This is a genomic window from Pseudomonas sp. TE3899 (assembly GCF_056279105.1).
In genome coordinates this window covers 5,463,142-5,478,476 of the sequence record NZ_JBWBQR010000001.1, presented here as the reverse complement: position 1 = coordinate 5,478,476, position 15,335 = coordinate 5,463,142, and the positions used below count along the sequence as shown (strand labels likewise).

Sequence of the window (15,335 nt, the reverse complement as noted above, 5' to 3'; positions counted from 1 at the left end):
ATCAGCGACCTCCTACTGGGGTGCCGACCGGCGTCACTTCCGCCGGTTCATCGGGCAGGGGTTCGCCTTTGTGGGTCCGGCTGATCAGGGCAATGGTGCAGCCGCAAATCACCACCGAACCGATGGCGGCCAACACCGCCACCGGACCGCCGTGCAGCGCAGTCACTACGTTTTGTTGCGCGGCCATCGCCACGACCACCGGAATGTACATCGCGCCCCAGAAGCCGACGCCCATCTCGCAATCCTTAGTCATGCCGCCGCGCTTTTGCATGTACAACCGCGCGCAGATCAGTAGGATCATGGCGATGCCGACCCCGCCCACGTTGGACTTCACGCCCAATAACATGCCCAGGGCATCGCCCAGGATCACCCCTGCCAGCGTACAGATCGCCAACAGCGCCACACCGTAAATAATCATTGTTGTAGTCCTCAAAGTGCATCGTCGAAGTTGTTGTTTTTGTGCTTCGCAAGCCTGAGTCGGTGTTCTAGGGTTGGCGGCTTCCCTCCTCACGCAACAGCGCTTGCAAGGTGTCGAGGCGAGCACCGTCGAAGGCAATCACGGTGCCCTGCTCGAACACCCGGCGCGCCAGCCCGGTCAACACCGCACCGGGCGGCAGTTCGATTTGTAGCCGTACGCCGCGCTCGTAGGCGCTTTGCACGGTGCCGCGCCAATCGACGACGCGGCACATATTGAAAGCGAGGTCGTCGCGCAGGGCTTCGACGTTGACGATGGGCCGGGCGCGACTGCCGCTCAGGTAGCCCATCGATGGGGTTTTCAGTGACACCTTGGCGAAGGCTTCGGCGAGGGTTTTCGCTGGCGCGTCCAGCAAAGGACAGTGCGACGGCACGCTGACGGCCAGACGCTTGGCCAGACCTGCACCGTGACCTTTCGCCAACTGCGCCACGGCTTTCATCGCCCCATCGCTACCCGCAATCACCACCTGGTTATCGGCGTTGATATTGGCCAGGTACACCGGCGTTTCATTGCTGTGAACCTGGGCGAGCAACTGTTCGACGGTGAATAAATCGAGACCGATGATCGCGGTCATGCCGTAGCCCTGTGGATAAGCCTGTTGCATCAGCTCACCGCGCAGGCTGACCAGATGCAGGGCATCGCTGAAGCCCAGAGCCCCGGCGACGACCGCTGCCGGATAGGCGCCGATGGACAACCCGGCCACGTAATCCGCCGGTTCCTGTAGTTGCCGTGAAGCCGCGACGCCAGCGATCAGCAGGCAAAGCTGCACCGCCCGCGTCGTCTTCAAGGCCTCGGCAGAATCCAACAATAAGGCGTCTTCACCGAGGACATCACTCGCCTCCGTCACCGTTTCCAAAGGCAAACGATGGAGCATGCCCGGCTGCTGCGCACCTTGGCCCGGGAACACCAGCAAACTGCTCACGCCGCTTGCTCCTGGGGGTTCCACGGATCGAGCACCAGACAAGCCTCACTGGCGTTTTTCAGCAAGACTCGCCGCGCAGGCCCGGCCCATTCGCGCAAGGCGATGGCACCCAAAGGCGTCTGCAATTGCATGTCCACCTGACACGCGGCGGTATCGAAAATCTTCACCAGTTCCTGAGCCTGTGCGCGGCTCAAGGGTTGCGGTGTGCGCAGGATCAAGTCGAGGTCGCTGCGCTCATGCAAGGCCTGAACACCACTGGCCAATTCGAAACCGGCGCTGCCGCTGATGCCCCATACGAAACCGCAAGCATCCAGCATCGACCGCAGTTGAGTCAGTGCGCGCAATGCGGGTAGATCCCGATCAATCGAAACATGACGAAGATCTTCAGGTTTGACCCGACGCTGAATCGCCTCGACTGCCATCACCGTCGCAAACCGCTGCTCACGCATCGGCCCACGCACGCCGACGGCAACCTGACCCGGCGCGCACAACGCACGCCGGACCACCACTGGCTGACCCTGAGCCAAAGCGTCTGTCGCCCACATCGGCGCATCCAGCGGCAACTGCTCCGGGGTCATGCCCCAGAGCAAGTCGTGAGCCAGAAACGTATTCACCACTGCGCTCTCAGCAGTTCACGCACCTTGCTCGATGCCGCGCGATTGCTGGCACCCAAGCGACTGCTCAAATCACGACCCTTCGCGGCGACATCGCTGATCGCTTGATTCAGGCATTCCGTCACGCGGGTCAGATCTTGCGCCGTCGGCTGCTCAATCTGTTCCACCGACAAGGTTTCCCAGAGCAAACCGAGGCTGGCGTAGCTTTCAATGTCATACGCCATCGGCGGCACGCTGGCGGCCAGGGCTTCGAGTTCTTCGACACTGCGCAACGTCACCCGCGCCGCCGACGCCTTGCCCATGGCGTGAACCATTACGCCGGGATCGCGCAAGGCAATTAGTCGATTGGCTTGATACCCGTGAGCGAGAAACGCCCCGGACATCGCCTTGCCCACCAGCAAACCGATCACCGCGTGTCCGGCCAGTCGAGCACGAGCATAACTGTCCGCCGCACCAGCCAATGCCTGATGAATACCGAGGGCTTCTTCGCGGCGGCCATAGGCTTGGCTGGGTACATCGACGATGGCGATCAAGGCACGCTTCTGAGATTTATCGCTGTCGGCCGCGATGACTTCATCCACGGCTTTGGCCAACCCCCAGCCTTCCAGCAGACCGACCTCACCGTTGCGGGCACGGACGAAGCGGTTGTCGGGATCAGTCACCACCGCGATAAACCGCACGGGCTGATCACCCAACACACCATCGGCCACCTTCAACGAAGCAGGCAAACCTTCGACCGGTTTCGCACCGGTACTCAAGGCGTTAAACCAGTTCAAACCTCTCATGAGCGCTCTCCTTGATACAGATCGCGAACCACCGACGGTTCGATTTGCGGTTCAGCATCCAATCGCGCCAAGCGCTCCAGAAACAACCCGGCCTGCTGGCTACGTTGCTGCTCCGGCAAGCCTTGCTTGAGCAATTCACTGACCTGCAGTTGAATCTGCGCCACATCATCGGCCACATAACGATCCACCAAACCACTGGCAAACCGCTGCTCACCACCGGTCAGGCTCCAGATGAAAGGACGATCCCGGGAGTCGTATTCCTCAAGCCCCGCTTCCTGCTCGATCACCTGCGGACCGTTGAGACCAAGCCGCGCTTCCTGAGTCACCAGCAAATAGCTGCACAACCCGGCGGCAATCGACATCCCGCCAAAGCAACCGACGCTGCCCGCCACCACGCCAACAACAGGCTGGTACTGACGCAAATCGACAATCGCCGCATGGATATCCGCAATCGCTGCCAACCCGAGATTGGCCTCCTGCAACCGTACGCCACCGGTTTCCAGCAGCAACACAGCGCGGGTTGGAATGCCTTTGCGGTTATCTTCGGCGGCGAGTTCCAGCGCACCAGAAATCTTCGCCCCGCCGACTTCTCCAAGGCTCCCACCCTGAAACGCGCCTTCAATCGCCGCGATCACCACCGGCAAACCGCCGATGCTGCCCTTGGCGATCACCACGCCGTCATCGGCTTGCGGCACCACGCCCTGGCGCGACAGCCACGGCGACATGATTCGCTGAAACGGATCGAGTAATTCGCGGAAGGTGCCGGCGTCGAGCAAGGCTTTCGCCCGCTGCCGCGCACCGAGTTCGACGAAGCTATGTTTGTTAAGGAGATCAGTCATGGCCAATCTCCTCAAAGCCTTGCTCCAGACGCAAGCGCACCACACCCGGCGTCGCGCCGAAGTCGTGGATATCGATGGCCATGGCGGGCGGCGTCTGACCGTCAAACATCCGCGCAAACAGATGCTGCCAACGCTGTTCGGCGCCATTGACCGAGGTCTGCACCTGGATGGTCAACTTGCCGGCCACACCCGGTTCGATCAGCACTTCCAGATCGCCCGAGCCAACACAGCCCACCAGCGTCCGGCCCCGGGGCGGCTGCCCGGCGGGGAATTCAAAGGATAAGGTTTCCATCAGAAAGCTCCGAATTCGAGGCGGTCGATGAACAGGCACGCGGCGAGCAAATCAGCGGCTCCACCCGGCGAGGCGTTCAACGCGATGAGTTGTTCATCCAGTTCATGCAAGCGGCGACGACCACCGAGGCTGGCACTGCCGCCTGCGTCGAGTACGGCTTGGGCGCCGAGTTGCATGGTTTGCAGGCCGGTTTCGCCGGCGCGGTAGAGCACACAGGTGTCGGCCAGTCGGGTCATGATCGCGAGCAAGGCGTCGAGGCGAGCGTTTTGTTCGCCGTGGCCGAGGGCGCGGCTGCGTTTGAGTTGTGGGAGCGCGCGTTGCAGGACGGAAGGGAAGCCGAGTTGCGCTTCTTCACGGGCACCGCGTGCGCCGTAGCGTTGGGCGACTTGGGCGCCGTGGCTTAGCGGGCGTGGCGCGTGACGGTCGTCGAGCAAAGCCAAACGTGCGGCGCACAGCGTGACGGCGCTGGCGTTGGTGTTTTCAAGGGCGGCGGCAGCGACCAACAGCCCCAGCGCCCAGATCGCCCCACGATGAGTATTCACGCCATCGGTGGTGGTGAGCATTGCTTGCTCCCCTTCCCGACCAATGCGCCCGAGGGCTTCGCGCAGCGGCAGACCGACGTCGCCAAACGCGATGGCCACGTCGGCCATTTCCTTGAACGCCGGCCATAACGACAACGCCGACGCGTGCATCAAGCCCAGGTGCAAATCGGTGTGCGCTCCGTTGCCGCGACGGTCCACCAGCGCCGGTTTCGGCGACAGGTCTGCTTCGTCGATCAGCGCGTCCACCGCCAAATCCGCCAGCCGCTCGGCCAGGGTCAGTGTTTTGGGTTGCAGGTTAAGTGCGTGCATTTACCAGCTCCTGAACTTGGCGGGCGGGTTGTAGAGGCCACCGGACCACTCCACCAGATCGGCCACGCTTTTGGCCGCGAGCAGTTCGCGGGTGGCGTCGGTGCGGCGGATGCCGAGGTCTTCGGGCAAGGCGATCAAACCTTCGCGGCGCATGCGGGCGGTGTCTTTCGGGTTGTGGCGCAAGCCGATCACGGTGACGCCCGCGACCGCCGCGATCATCGCCTGGCGTTCTTCCAGCGAGCGCGCCTTGTACAGATAGGCGATGCCTTCTTCGGTCAGCAGGTGGGTGACGTCGTCGCCGTAGATCATGATCGGCGCCAACGGCATGCCGCTCTTACGCGCCACTTCCACCGCGTCGAGGGTTTCGACGAAGGTCGGTTTGCCGCCCTCCTGGAACGTCTCGACCATTTGCACCACGAGTTTTTTGCCGCGTTCGAGCAAGGCTTCCGGCGCATCGTCGTGGCGCATGTCGAGCCAGGCCGGGGTGCCATGGCGGCGACCGCGCGGGTCGTGGCCCATGTTCGGCGCGCCACCGAAACCGGCCAAGCGTCCGCGAGTTACGGTGGAGGAATGACCGTCGCCATCGACCTGCAGGGTCGCGCCAATGAACAGGTCCACCGCGTACTGTCCGGCCAGTTGGCAGAACATGCGGTTGGAACGCAACGAGCCGTCGCGCCCGGTGAAGAACACGTCGGGCCGGGCGGCGATGTAGTTTTCCATCCCCAGTTCAGTGCCGAAGCAATGCACACTCTCGACCCAACCGCTTTCGATGGCCGGGATCAGGGTTGGGTGCGGATTGAGGGTCCAGTTGCGGCAGATCTTGCCTTTGAGGCCGAGGGATTCGCCGTAGGTCGGCAGGATCAATTCGATGGCGGCGGTGTTGAAACCGATGCCGTGGTTCAGCGACTGTACGTTGTGTTTTTCGTAGATCCCGCGAATCGCCATCATCGCCATCAATACGTGCACAGGCTTGATGTGGCGAGGGTCGCGGGTGAACAGCGGTTCGATGTAGAACGGCTTGTCCGCCACCACCACGAAATCGACCCAGGACGCGGGGATATCAACGCGGGGCAGATCGGTGACGTCGTCCACCAGTTGATTGACCTGGACGATAACGATGCCATCGCTGAAGGCTGCCGGTTCGATCAATGCCGGGGTGTCTTCGGTGCTCGGCCCGGTGTAGATGTTGCCGGCGCGGTCGGCCATGAAACCGGCGGAGAGCACGACGTTGGGGATCAGGTCCACCACCAGTCGTGCGTAGAGTTCGATGTAGGTGTGGATCGCGCCGATTTCCAGCAGGCCATCTTCCAGCAACTGGCTGATGCGCAGGCTCTGGGTGCCGGCGAAGGAGAAATCGAGCTTGCGGGCGATGCCCCGTTCGAACAAATCGAGGTGCTCGGAGCGGCCGACGCTGGGCATGATCATGTGCAAATCGTGCAGCTTCGCGGGATCAGCCTTGGCCAGGGAGCGCGAAAGGAAATCCGCCTGCTTCTGGTTATTGCCCTCCAGCACCACCCGGTCGCCGGGCAGAATCAACGCCTCCAGCGCTGCGACGATCTTGTCGGTGGGCAACACCACGCCGTCGGCAAAACCTTTGACCAACTCAAGACGCCGCTGCTTCTCGCTGCGCCGCCGCGTCCATCGCGAGTCGGGGGATATTGTTGTTGTCATGACCACTCCACGGGTTCGCTGTCGTGGGGCCACCTTAGGAGGGTTGGGTGTGGGGCATCAATCAAGCAGAGCGACGGATCGTTACGGTCAGGGTAATGGTTGGCCGGGCTGACGCCTTCGCGGGCAAGCCTCGCTCCTACAAGGTCGCGTCGTACACAACCTCTGCGAACGACACAAACCTGTAGGAGCGAGGCTTGCCCGCGAAGAGGCCAGACCAATCACCGCGATCTTCGATCAGTCCCAAAAGAGGACCGATCAGTCCCTTTTTGGGACTTTGATCGTTCCCACGCTCTGCGTGGGAATGCCTCAACGGACGCTCCGCGTTCGGCTCTTGGGACGCGGAGCGTCCCGGGCTGCATTCCTTTGCTGCGCGTGGGAACGATCAGGTTTGCGGCGTCATCTGCTCCTGCACCCGAACCAGAAGCTGCTCAGCGCTTTCCAACAACTGCGCCAACAACGCCGGATCTTCATCCATATAGCCTTCGTACTCCGCCAGGTTTCGTCGTTCATGACACAAGGCAAACAACCGAACCTGCACCTTGCCAATATCAGCCGTGTGAACCAGGCACTGAAACACCAGATATCGCTTGTCCGAGCGGTAACCACACAAGCGAAGTGCCGTCAGTGCAAGCGCATGGGCAGCGTTGTAAGCCAAGTCGAAACGACTCGCGAAGGACAGCGAAGCCGTTTGCGCATCTTTCAATCGATCCACCGCCGAACGCATCAGCCCTTCACATTCCTTGCGATCCGGCGGCTCGGCTTTCAGTCCACCGCTACGTAACAGGTTCTCCAGATTCTCGTTGCTGCCCATCCTTGGACTCCAAAGGGTTTTGCCCCATCAGATTGATTTTGTCCTGCTGCGCCACACGCACGACAAAACTGTTTTCAGCCGCCAGTTTGGCGACCCAGTCGCCGGGGGTGTAGAGCGTCGGGTTGAGGACGCGGCCCAGTTGCTCCTCCAGGGGCAAGAGCCGCTCCATCACTTCACTGTAGTGCAGGCTTTCGCCGATCAGCATGAGATCAATGTCACTGGATGCGTTTGCCGAATCCTTGGCGATGGAGCCGTACACGAAGGCCCAGGTGATCTGTTCGGCGAAGGGTTGCAGCGCCTGGCGCAGGGGCTCGGCGATGCCGAAGGTTTTGCGGGCGATGCCCAGCAGTTCGGCATAGATCGGGCAGTCGGGGTTGGCTTGATAGTGGGTCTGGTTGCCCTGGCGGGTCAGGGTCAGCACGCCGGCCTGCTGCAACCGATCCAGTTCGCGCATAAGGCTGCCTTTACCGACTTGCGCCCACCGGGCGATTTCGTTGGCGTAGAAACTGCGGTCGGGTTTGCCAAACAACAAACCCAGCACTTTTTGCTGGGTGGTGGTGAACAGGGCTTCGCTGAGGGAAAGGTTTTTCACATTGGCAACCAAAGAGTCCCAAAAAGGGAACGATAGGTCCCTTTTTGGGAATCTTCAACCTTCGCCAGCTAAATGGGGGATTGATCGTTCCCACGCGGAGCGTGGGAACGATCAACTCCTGTGGCGAGGGGGCTTGCCCCCGTTCGGCTGCGCAGCAGTCGTAAAACCATCGCACCCGGTGTGCCTGATACACCTCGGTTGCAGATTTTGGAGCTGCTTCGCAGCCCAACGGGGGCAAGCCCCCTCGCCACAGGGAGTTCGACCGCCAGGGGATTTGTGTTTAAAAGTTGCGGCGCAGGAAGGGTTGGCGGCTACGCGGTCTGACGTCACTGCCTACAGCAATGGGGGAACACGCTGACTGGTGGGGTTTTGCGTTGATCTTTATCGTTTGTGTGTCGCTGCCAATTCAGCGACCGGGTCTGGAATCCCGAGGTGTAGAAGGCGCGAAAGCGCCCCTCATGACGTATGCTTGCGCACCTTTAATGTGTGCATTCAGTTATGGCGGCTGTGCGCGGGAGACCTTCGGGTCTACCGGGTTTTCTCCACCTCGGGTTCCAGCCCGCGTACAGCTGCCACCCCTTCGGCTGGAACCGAGGGAGCAGCTGAAACTCATTACTGGAGATTTCACTATGTTCAAAGCTACCCCCACCCCCCCAGAATCCGGCACCGATTCCCAACCATCCCTCGATGCCGAAAAGATGAAAGAAGCCGCCGACCGCGCCTTCGCCCATTACTTCCCCCCGGCGGATGCAAAACCCGCCAAGCGCCGGAAATACCAACTCTTCGCCGTTGCCCCGGGAATCAACGACCCCGAGGCCCTGCTGGCCAACGCTTCCGAAGACTTGCTGTCCATCAGCGCGATTGCTGCCGATTTGGCGGACGATGTGGAAGGCACGCGCCGTTCGGTAGCTTTGGCGATCAGCCGTTTGACCGATGGCGTGCAATTGTTGGTGGAGCGGGTGCTGGATCACCATGAGGCGTTGGCCGCGGGCAAGGTTTAGCCGTTGATGTTGTGGTGAATTGACGGCCGCCTTCGCGGGCAAGCCTCGCTCCTACAGGATTTACGTTGCCCCTTGTAGGAGCGAGGCTTGCCCGCGAAGGGGCCCGTCAGACGAGCCCGGCACTCACCAACAACTCCTCCAGCGCCAATAAATCCGGCACTTTCGCCACTTGCTCCCCCACCTGCACCGCCGCTTGCTCAAGCGGACACAACGGCACATCCACATAGCTCAATTGGCTATCCAACTTGTACGAGCGCGGAATCCCCTGCACCAGCAGCGCAATGAACTTCAACTCCGGTCGCCCGCCCAGGGCATTGAGGATGACGATGCGCACGCGCTCGCCGATCACCACTTTGCTGCCACATGCAGACTCAAAACTGAGCAACGGAATCTGCCGATCCCGCCACGTCACCAGCCCCAGGTACCACGGCGGTGTATCGAGGTCGAACGCCGCCGGTTGGTAGTCGATCAACTCGGCGACGGCGACGTTGGGCAGGATCAAGTTGCGATCCGCCAAGGGCAGCAACAGGCCCGTGAGGTTGCTGGTGCGATGCTCAAGCATGGGTTCTGCTCCACAGGGCGATGCTTTCGAGCAGCACCGATTCCTGGTACGGCTTGCCGAGGTAGTCGTTGACGCCAATGGCCATGGCGCGGTCGCGGTGTTTTTGGCCAGTGCGGGAGGTGATCATGATGATCGGCAGGTGTTGCAGGCGTTCGTCGGCGCGCACTTGGGTGGCGACTTCGAAGCCGTCCATGCGCGGCATTTCGATGTCGAGCAGCATCACGTCGGGCATGTGCTCTTCAAGCAGCAACATGGCATCGACCCCGTCCTTGGCGGTGAGCACGTTCATGCCGTGGCGTTCGAGCAAACGGCTGGTGACCTTGCGCACGGTGACCGAGTCGTCCACCACCAGCACCAGCAACGGCTTGTGCGGCTCGGCTTCCATTTCCTGAAGCACCGGGCGTTGCGGCACGCGGGCCTGCATGGCGCGGATCGGCGCCAGCAAATCGAGAATCAGCACCACCCGGCCATCCCCCAGAATCGTCGCCCCGGACAACCCCTGCACGGCGGCAAATTGCGGGCCGAGGCTTTTGACCACGATCTCCCGCGTACCGGCCATGGAATCCACTTGCACGGCGATGTGCCGTTCGTTGCATTGCACCAGCAGCACCGGCAGCGGCAGGCTCTGGCCCAGCAGTTTCGGGCGGGTGCTGGTTTTCAGCAGTTCGCCGAGGTAGCACAGTTCGTAGTCCTGCCCGGCGTATTTGTAGGTCGGCGGATCGAGGCGGTAATGGCCTTCGAGTTCGTTGGGCAACACGCGGACGATGCCGTCGATGGTGTTCAGCGGGATTGCGTATTGGTCATCAAAACACTGCACCATCAGCGCGCGGTTGACCGACACGGTGAACGGCAGGCGAATGCGGAAATGCACGCCCTGCCCCGGCACAGAGTCGATCACCATGCTGCCGCCCAGTTGCCGCACCTCTTCATGCACCACGTCCATACCGACGCCACGCCCGGAAATCTGGGTGATTTTCTCGGCGGTGGAGAACCCCGGTTGCAGGATGAATTGCAGGACGTCGCGGTCGCTGATGTCGCTGTCCGGCGCGAGCATGCCGCGCTTGATCGCCTTGCTTCGCACCGCGTCCAGCGGCACGCCGGCACCGTCGTCGCGGATGTCGAAAATGATGTCGCCGCCCTCTCGCGACAGGTCCAGCGTGATACGACCCTGGGCCGGTTTGCCCGCCGCGATCCGCGCTTCGGTGGATTCCAGGCCATGGTCCACAGCGTTGCGCAGCATGTGTTCCAGCGGCGCGGCCATGCGTTCCAGCACGTTTCGATCCATCTCGCCTTCGGCGTTACCGACGACGAACTCCACGTCCTTGCCCAGTTCGCTGGAGACCTGACGCACGATACGTTTCAAACGCGGCAGCATTCGTTCGAACGGCACCATGCGCGTGCGCATCAGGCCTTCCTGCAATTCGGTGTTGATGCGGCCCTGCTGTTGCAGCAGGTTGTCCGCGTCCTGATTGGTCCGGTCGAGGGTTTCCTTGAGGTCGAGCAAGTCGGAGGCGGATTCGAATAGCGCCCGGGACAGTTGCTGCAACTGCGAATGGCGGTCCATTTCCAGCGGATCGAATTCTTCGTAGCCCAAGCGTTCGGCTTCGACTTGCTGGCGGCTGAGAATCCGCCCTTGGGTTTCGGTGTCGAGGCGCCGCAACTGATCGCGCATCCGCTCAATGGTGGTTTCCATCTCGCTCAGGGCCACGCGGGCGTCGTTGACCTGCTGCTCGATACGGCCACGGAAGATCGAAGTTTCCCCGGCGAGGTTGACCAGATCGTCCAGCAACTCGGCCGAAACCTTGACCATGTCCGCGCCGGCCTCGGGCGTCGGCACTTCCGGTTTAGCCACAACAGGCGCGACTACCGGGGCTTCAGGAACGGCCGGATGACTGAAATTCTTGATCGCATCAATCAACCGGTCCGCTGGCGGACAAGGTTGCCCGGCGCGGGTGGCATCGAGCATCTGCGCCAAGCGATCGTGGCTGCTTTGCAACAGCGTGAACAACGGCGCCGTCGGTTGCAGCACCCCGGCGGACAAGCCTTCGTAAAGGAATTCCAGCTCATGGGCGAGGTCGCCAATCGGGGCGATTTCCACCATCCGCGCGCCGCCCTTGAGGGTGTGCAAATCCCGCAGCAGGGTTTCCACTTCCTGGCGATTCGACGGCTCGGCCTGCCAGCGCACCAGCGCCGCGCCGGAGTTTTCGATGATGTCGAAACCTTCTTCGAGGAAGATCTCCAGCAGCTCCGGGTCATGGCCGGGGGAATCATGTTCGTGGGTCGGCTCGACAGCTTCTGGCGTGCTGGCGTGGCTTTGGCGGAACTGGCGAATCGCTTCGATCTGCTCGCTCGGATCACCCAAGGCTTTCTGCTGCTGCAACTGTTCCAGCAGCACCGCCAAGCGGTCATGACTGGTTTGCAGCAACCGCGCCAGCGCTTCGCTGTGGCTGTAACGGCGGTCAACCAAGCCTTCGTAAAGATTCTCCAGCTCATGGGCCAGGTCGCCGACTTCTTCAACCTCGGCCATGCGCGCGCCGCCCTTGAGGGTGTGCAAATCCCGCTGCAACGACGACAGCGGTGCGGCGTTATCCGGGTCGTTCAACCAGCGCTGCAAGGCCTGGCCGGCGCTTTCGAGGATATCCACCGCTTCTTCGAGGAAGATCGAAACGATCTCGTCGTCGTGTTCAAGTTGCGTCGCGGTTTTCGACAGCTCAGCGGTGGCAGTGCCCAGTTCGCGAATGCTCAGGCTACGACTGCCATCGCTGCGAATCAGGCCCGTGGCCGACGGATCGAGGCTGGTGTCGAGCAAATCGCGCAAGGCCCGGACCCGTTCCGGTTGCGGGCTGACTTCCTGGCCGGCGGCCAGTTCGTCGAGCATGTTGATCAGCGCTTCGTGGGCACTTTGCGCTTCATGGAAAAACTCGTCGCTGACCGCCAGGCTGCTTTCTTCCACCGCGCCATACAGGTCGAGCAAGGCTTCGCACAGTTCATCCACCGGGTGCAGGTCGGCCAGGTGCGCGCCTTCACCGAGGGTGGTCAGCTCATCCAGCAACGCGCTGAGTTCCTGGCGCTCGCCGGGGTGTTGCTGCCAGCGGCGCAACAGGCTTTCGGCGTCGAGCAGGATGTCCATGCCCTGGGCCAGGAAGTTGTTGATCAACTGCGGATCGCGCTTGATCCGCAAACCCCGGTTCGGCGCGCTGAGGATCGCTTCCAGGCGTTGGTCCAGCAACGTTCGCGTGCGCTCGATCAACGAACGGGCGCCGGGAATCTCGGCCAGTGGATCGGTCTTGAGTTGACGCAAGCCGAGGCGGAACAACCCTTCGGCTTCCAGCAGCAACTCGACCTCATCCAGGTCCAGCGCAATCAGGTGCGCCTTGTATTCCCGGGCCAGGTGATCCAGCGGCGCGGCGAGTTCGGCAATCGGCACCACACCGGCCATCGAGGCGCTGCCCTTGAGCGTGTGCAAGGCCCGCTGCAATTCGTCGCTGGCTTGCAGCGGCACATGCTCGGCGGCTTGGTCGAGGTAGCGGTTGAGGCTGGCGAGGTGGGTTTCGGCCTCGTTGCGGAAGATCTCCAGCAACAACGGATCGAGGGCGGCGACGTCCTGGGTGTCTTCGTCGGACAGCAGCGCATCGCCCTTGGCCAAGGCGTGAGCCCGGGCGGCCAAGCGGTCGACGTCGTCGCGCTGGCGCTGGGCGTTGGCGGCAAAATCGGTGATCAGTTCTGGTAGCAGGTTGAGCGCGTCGGTCAGCAGTTGCTGCACCGCCGGCCCAGGCTCGACGCTGTGTTCCAGCACGCGGTTGAGCAGGTTTTCCACGGCCCAGGCCAGTTCGCCCAGCACCAGTGCGCGGACCATCCGGCCGCTGCCTTTCAAGGTGTGGAAGGCCCGGCGCAGTTCGCTCAGTGCTGCGCTATCGCCAACATTCGCGGACCAGCGCGGCAGGTATTCGCGCAGCACGTCCAGGACTTCGTCGGTTTCTTCGAGAAAGACTTCCCGCAGCTCATCGTCCACCGGCTCTTCACCCGACGGCGGTGGCAACAGGCTGCCCGGGGTGTTCAGGGCGGGCGGGTTGACGGCTGAAACCGGGCTGGCCAGCACGGCGGCCAGGGACTGCACGGTGTCGGGATCGTCCAGTTCCTGCAGGTCTTGCATGACCTGGGCTTCGTTGGGGCTCAGTACGTCTTCAAGTATCGGAACAAGTTTTTCGGCAGGGAAAAACCCGAGGGCGGCCAGGCTGTTTTCCGCGACGTCGAGCAGGTGTTCGTCCAATTCTTGCGGGTCGTCGTTCAGGCGTTCGAGGTAGTACTCAATGCTGGTGATGACGTCGGCCAGGCTGTCGAGTTGCTGCCAGCCGGGGTGATCGGTGTCCACCAGCAAGTGTTCGCGGATAAAGCCGTTGCAGGCTTCGATCAGGCTCGCGGCACGGTTCAGCGGAATCATCGCCAGTGCGCCGCGCACCTGGGTCAGCAGCGCCGGCAAGGGTTGCAGTTGCTGGCGATCCCAATCGGCGTCGATGTAGTCGACGATCATGTCCTTGGCTTGTTGCAGGCAAATCCGTGCCTCGCGGATGACGATCTGATGAATCTGGGTCAGGTCGGTGGTCGGCAGGCGGCTTTCTTCCTGGCTCTCCGGCTCCACGGTGCCGACCATCCCGGCCAGCGTCGCTTCGACGTAAAGCAAGGCCCCGGCCACGTCCATCAGGATCGCGTCGTTGGGTTCGCGCTGGCCTTGGGCAAGGCTGAGCACCACCGCCAGTTGATCGATGATCACTTTGCGCGGCTGGCCGAAACCGAGCACCGCCAGGGTGTCAGCGATTTGCCGCAGGGGCGCCAGCAGGCTTTCCAGGTCGGAGGTGTGCTGGCGGTCGCTGCGCACGAACAGGTCCAGGCGTTCCTTGACCCGCACCAGTTCTTCGCACAGCGCGGCGAGCACCGAGCGCATGGCATCGCGGTCGGGGCCGGCGAGGCGTGCGCGTTCTTCGTCGACCATCGCGCTGTCAGGCAGCGCATCGTCCAGTCCGTAGCGATCTTTCATGGTCAGCATCTGCCCGGTGGGATGTTCGGCTTTGGCAATGTAGAACAACAAGCTTTTGAACAGCTCGGGCGGCGGCGCCTGATTGACCCCGGCCATGCCCTGTTCCAGCAAGCGTTTGAGTTCCTTGTCGGCGTCCTTGAACAGGCTGCGCAGGGCCGGGCTGTTGGCAATCGCGCCATTGCGCAGGCCTTCGACCAGCGCCGACGCGACCTGCCACAACGGGCTCAGCGGCGCGTCACCGCACAACGCTTCGAGCTTGGCGAAGACTTTGGTCAGGTAATCCAGATTGGTTTCGCCATCCTGCTCGCGAAGCAAACCGACCAAGGCCATCTGCAACATCTGCCGCAATTTGCGCAGCACATTCGGTAATTCGGGTGGTTCCAGCAGCGCCAGATCGTCCGGATCCAGCGGCGGCAAGTCCGGCAGTTGCGGGCTGAACAGGCTGGTTTCCGAGAGCAGGCTTTCGCCTCGGGCACTGCGCAGATCGTTGATCAGCGGCAGCACCACCAGCGGCAGGTCGCGACGTGCGCCTTGCACCCGGTCGAGGTAGATCGGCAGCTGCCCCAAGGCCTGTCTTAACAGATGAATGGCTTCATCGCGATGACTGACGCGGTTTTGTTGCAGGGCAGCGGTCAGTTGCTCCATTTCTTCGGCGAGCAGGGCCGCGCCGTAGAACTCGACCATCTGCAAACTGCCGTGCACCTGATGGATACACGCCAGGCACTCGCCCAGCGCGTAGGTCGCCTGGGGGTCGTCGAGCAGTTGCTCCAACGCCTGATGAGCCTGCTTCAGCGTTTCGGCAATCTCGCCTTTGACCCACTCGAGGGCCACATAGTCGTGCCGATCACCCATAACCACTCCACTCTTCATTCTTTACGCCCGCAG

General features: G+C 62.1%; 13 protein-coding genes. 1 reads left to right on the top strand and 12 read right to left on the bottom strand.

Going from position 1 to position 15,335, the window contains the following annotated elements; all coding sequences use genetic code 11:
- Position 1: 1 nt before the first annotated feature.
- From madL to ACZ89E_RS24850, 10 genes are all read right to left on the bottom strand, one after another.
- On the bottom strand, positions 2–418 hold the full coding sequence (gene madL, locus ACZ89E_RS24895) for a malonate transporter subunit MadL (RefSeq protein WP_169372689.1): 417 nt from the start codon (positions 416–418) through the stop codon (positions 2–4).
- Between the two features lie 67 nt (positions 419–485).
- A complete protein-coding gene (gene mdcH, locus ACZ89E_RS24890; RefSeq protein ID WP_476256640.1) occupies positions 486–1,397 on the bottom strand; it encodes a malonate decarboxylase subunit epsilon in 912 nt (303 codons plus the stop codon).
- Positions 1,394–2,014, bottom strand: a complete 621-nt coding sequence (locus tag ACZ89E_RS24885) for a malonate decarboxylase holo-ACP synthase (protein ID WP_476256639.1) — start codon at positions 2,012–2,014, stop codon at positions 1,394–1,396. Before ACZ89E_RS24885 ends, mdcH begins: the two co-directional genes overlap by 4 nt.
- A complete protein-coding gene (gene mdcE / locus ACZ89E_RS24880; RefSeq protein ID WP_476256638.1) occupies positions 2,008–2,796 on the bottom strand; it encodes a biotin-independent malonate decarboxylase subunit gamma in 789 nt (262 codons plus the stop codon). Before mdcE ends, ACZ89E_RS24885 begins: the two co-directional genes overlap by 7 nt.
- Positions 2,793–3,635 (bottom strand): biotin-independent malonate decarboxylase subunit beta, encoded by an 843-nt coding sequence (locus ACZ89E_RS24875; protein WP_476256637.1) that lies wholly within the window; start codon positions 3,633–3,635, stop codon positions 2,793–2,795. The genes mdcE and ACZ89E_RS24875 overlap by 4 nt, the downstream gene beginning before the upstream one ends.
- Positions 3,628–3,927, bottom strand: coding sequence for a malonate decarboxylase subunit delta (locus ACZ89E_RS24870; protein ID WP_123404225.1), 300 nt, complete (start codon positions 3,925–3,927; stop codon positions 3,628–3,630). The genes ACZ89E_RS24875 and ACZ89E_RS24870 overlap by 8 nt, the downstream gene beginning before the upstream one ends.
- Positions 3,927–4,778: a triphosphoribosyl-dephospho-CoA synthase gene (locus tag ACZ89E_RS24865; RefSeq protein ID WP_476256636.1), complete on the bottom strand. Its 852-nt coding sequence runs from the start codon at positions 4,776–4,778 to the stop codon at positions 3,927–3,929. The genes ACZ89E_RS24870 and ACZ89E_RS24865 overlap by 1 nt, the downstream gene beginning before the upstream one ends.
- Complete coding sequence (gene mdcA, locus ACZ89E_RS24860) at positions 4,779–6,449, bottom strand: malonate decarboxylase subunit alpha (RefSeq protein WP_133835608.1); 1,671 nt, start codon at positions 6,447–6,449, stop codon at positions 4,779–4,781.
- Between the two features lie 382 nt (positions 6,450–6,831).
- Entirely contained in the window at positions 6,832–7,260 is a 429-nt protein-coding gene (locus ACZ89E_RS24855) for a hypothetical protein (RefSeq protein WP_476256635.1), read from the bottom strand.
- Complete coding sequence (locus ACZ89E_RS24850) at positions 7,223–7,852, bottom strand: transcriptional regulator (protein ID WP_476256634.1); 630 nt, start codon at positions 7,850–7,852, stop codon at positions 7,223–7,225. Before ACZ89E_RS24850 ends, ACZ89E_RS24855 begins: the two co-directional genes overlap by 38 nt.
- 629 nt (positions 7,853–8,481) lie before the next feature.
- On the opposite strand from ACZ89E_RS24850, the gene ACZ89E_RS24845 reads away from it, so the two are divergent.
- Positions 8,482–8,853: a DUF6124 family protein gene (locus tag ACZ89E_RS24845; protein WP_476256633.1), complete on the top strand. Its 372-nt coding sequence runs from the start codon at positions 8,482–8,484 to the stop codon at positions 8,851–8,853.
- A gap of 106 nt (positions 8,854–8,959) precedes the next feature.
- On the opposite strand, the gene ACZ89E_RS24840 is transcribed toward ACZ89E_RS24845, so the two are convergent.
- Together ACZ89E_RS24840 and ACZ89E_RS24835 are read right to left on the bottom strand one after the other, a co-directional pair.
- A complete protein-coding gene (locus ACZ89E_RS24840) occupies positions 8,960–9,415 on the bottom strand; it encodes a chemotaxis protein CheW (RefSeq protein ID WP_133835604.1) in 456 nt (151 codons plus the stop codon).
- On the bottom strand, positions 9,408–15,302 hold the full coding sequence (locus ACZ89E_RS24835) for an Hpt domain-containing protein (protein WP_476256632.1): 5,895 nt from the start codon (positions 15,300–15,302) through the stop codon (positions 9,408–9,410). The genes ACZ89E_RS24840 and ACZ89E_RS24835 overlap by 8 nt, the downstream gene beginning before the upstream one ends.
- Between the last annotated feature and the right edge of the window lie 33 nt (positions 15,303–15,335).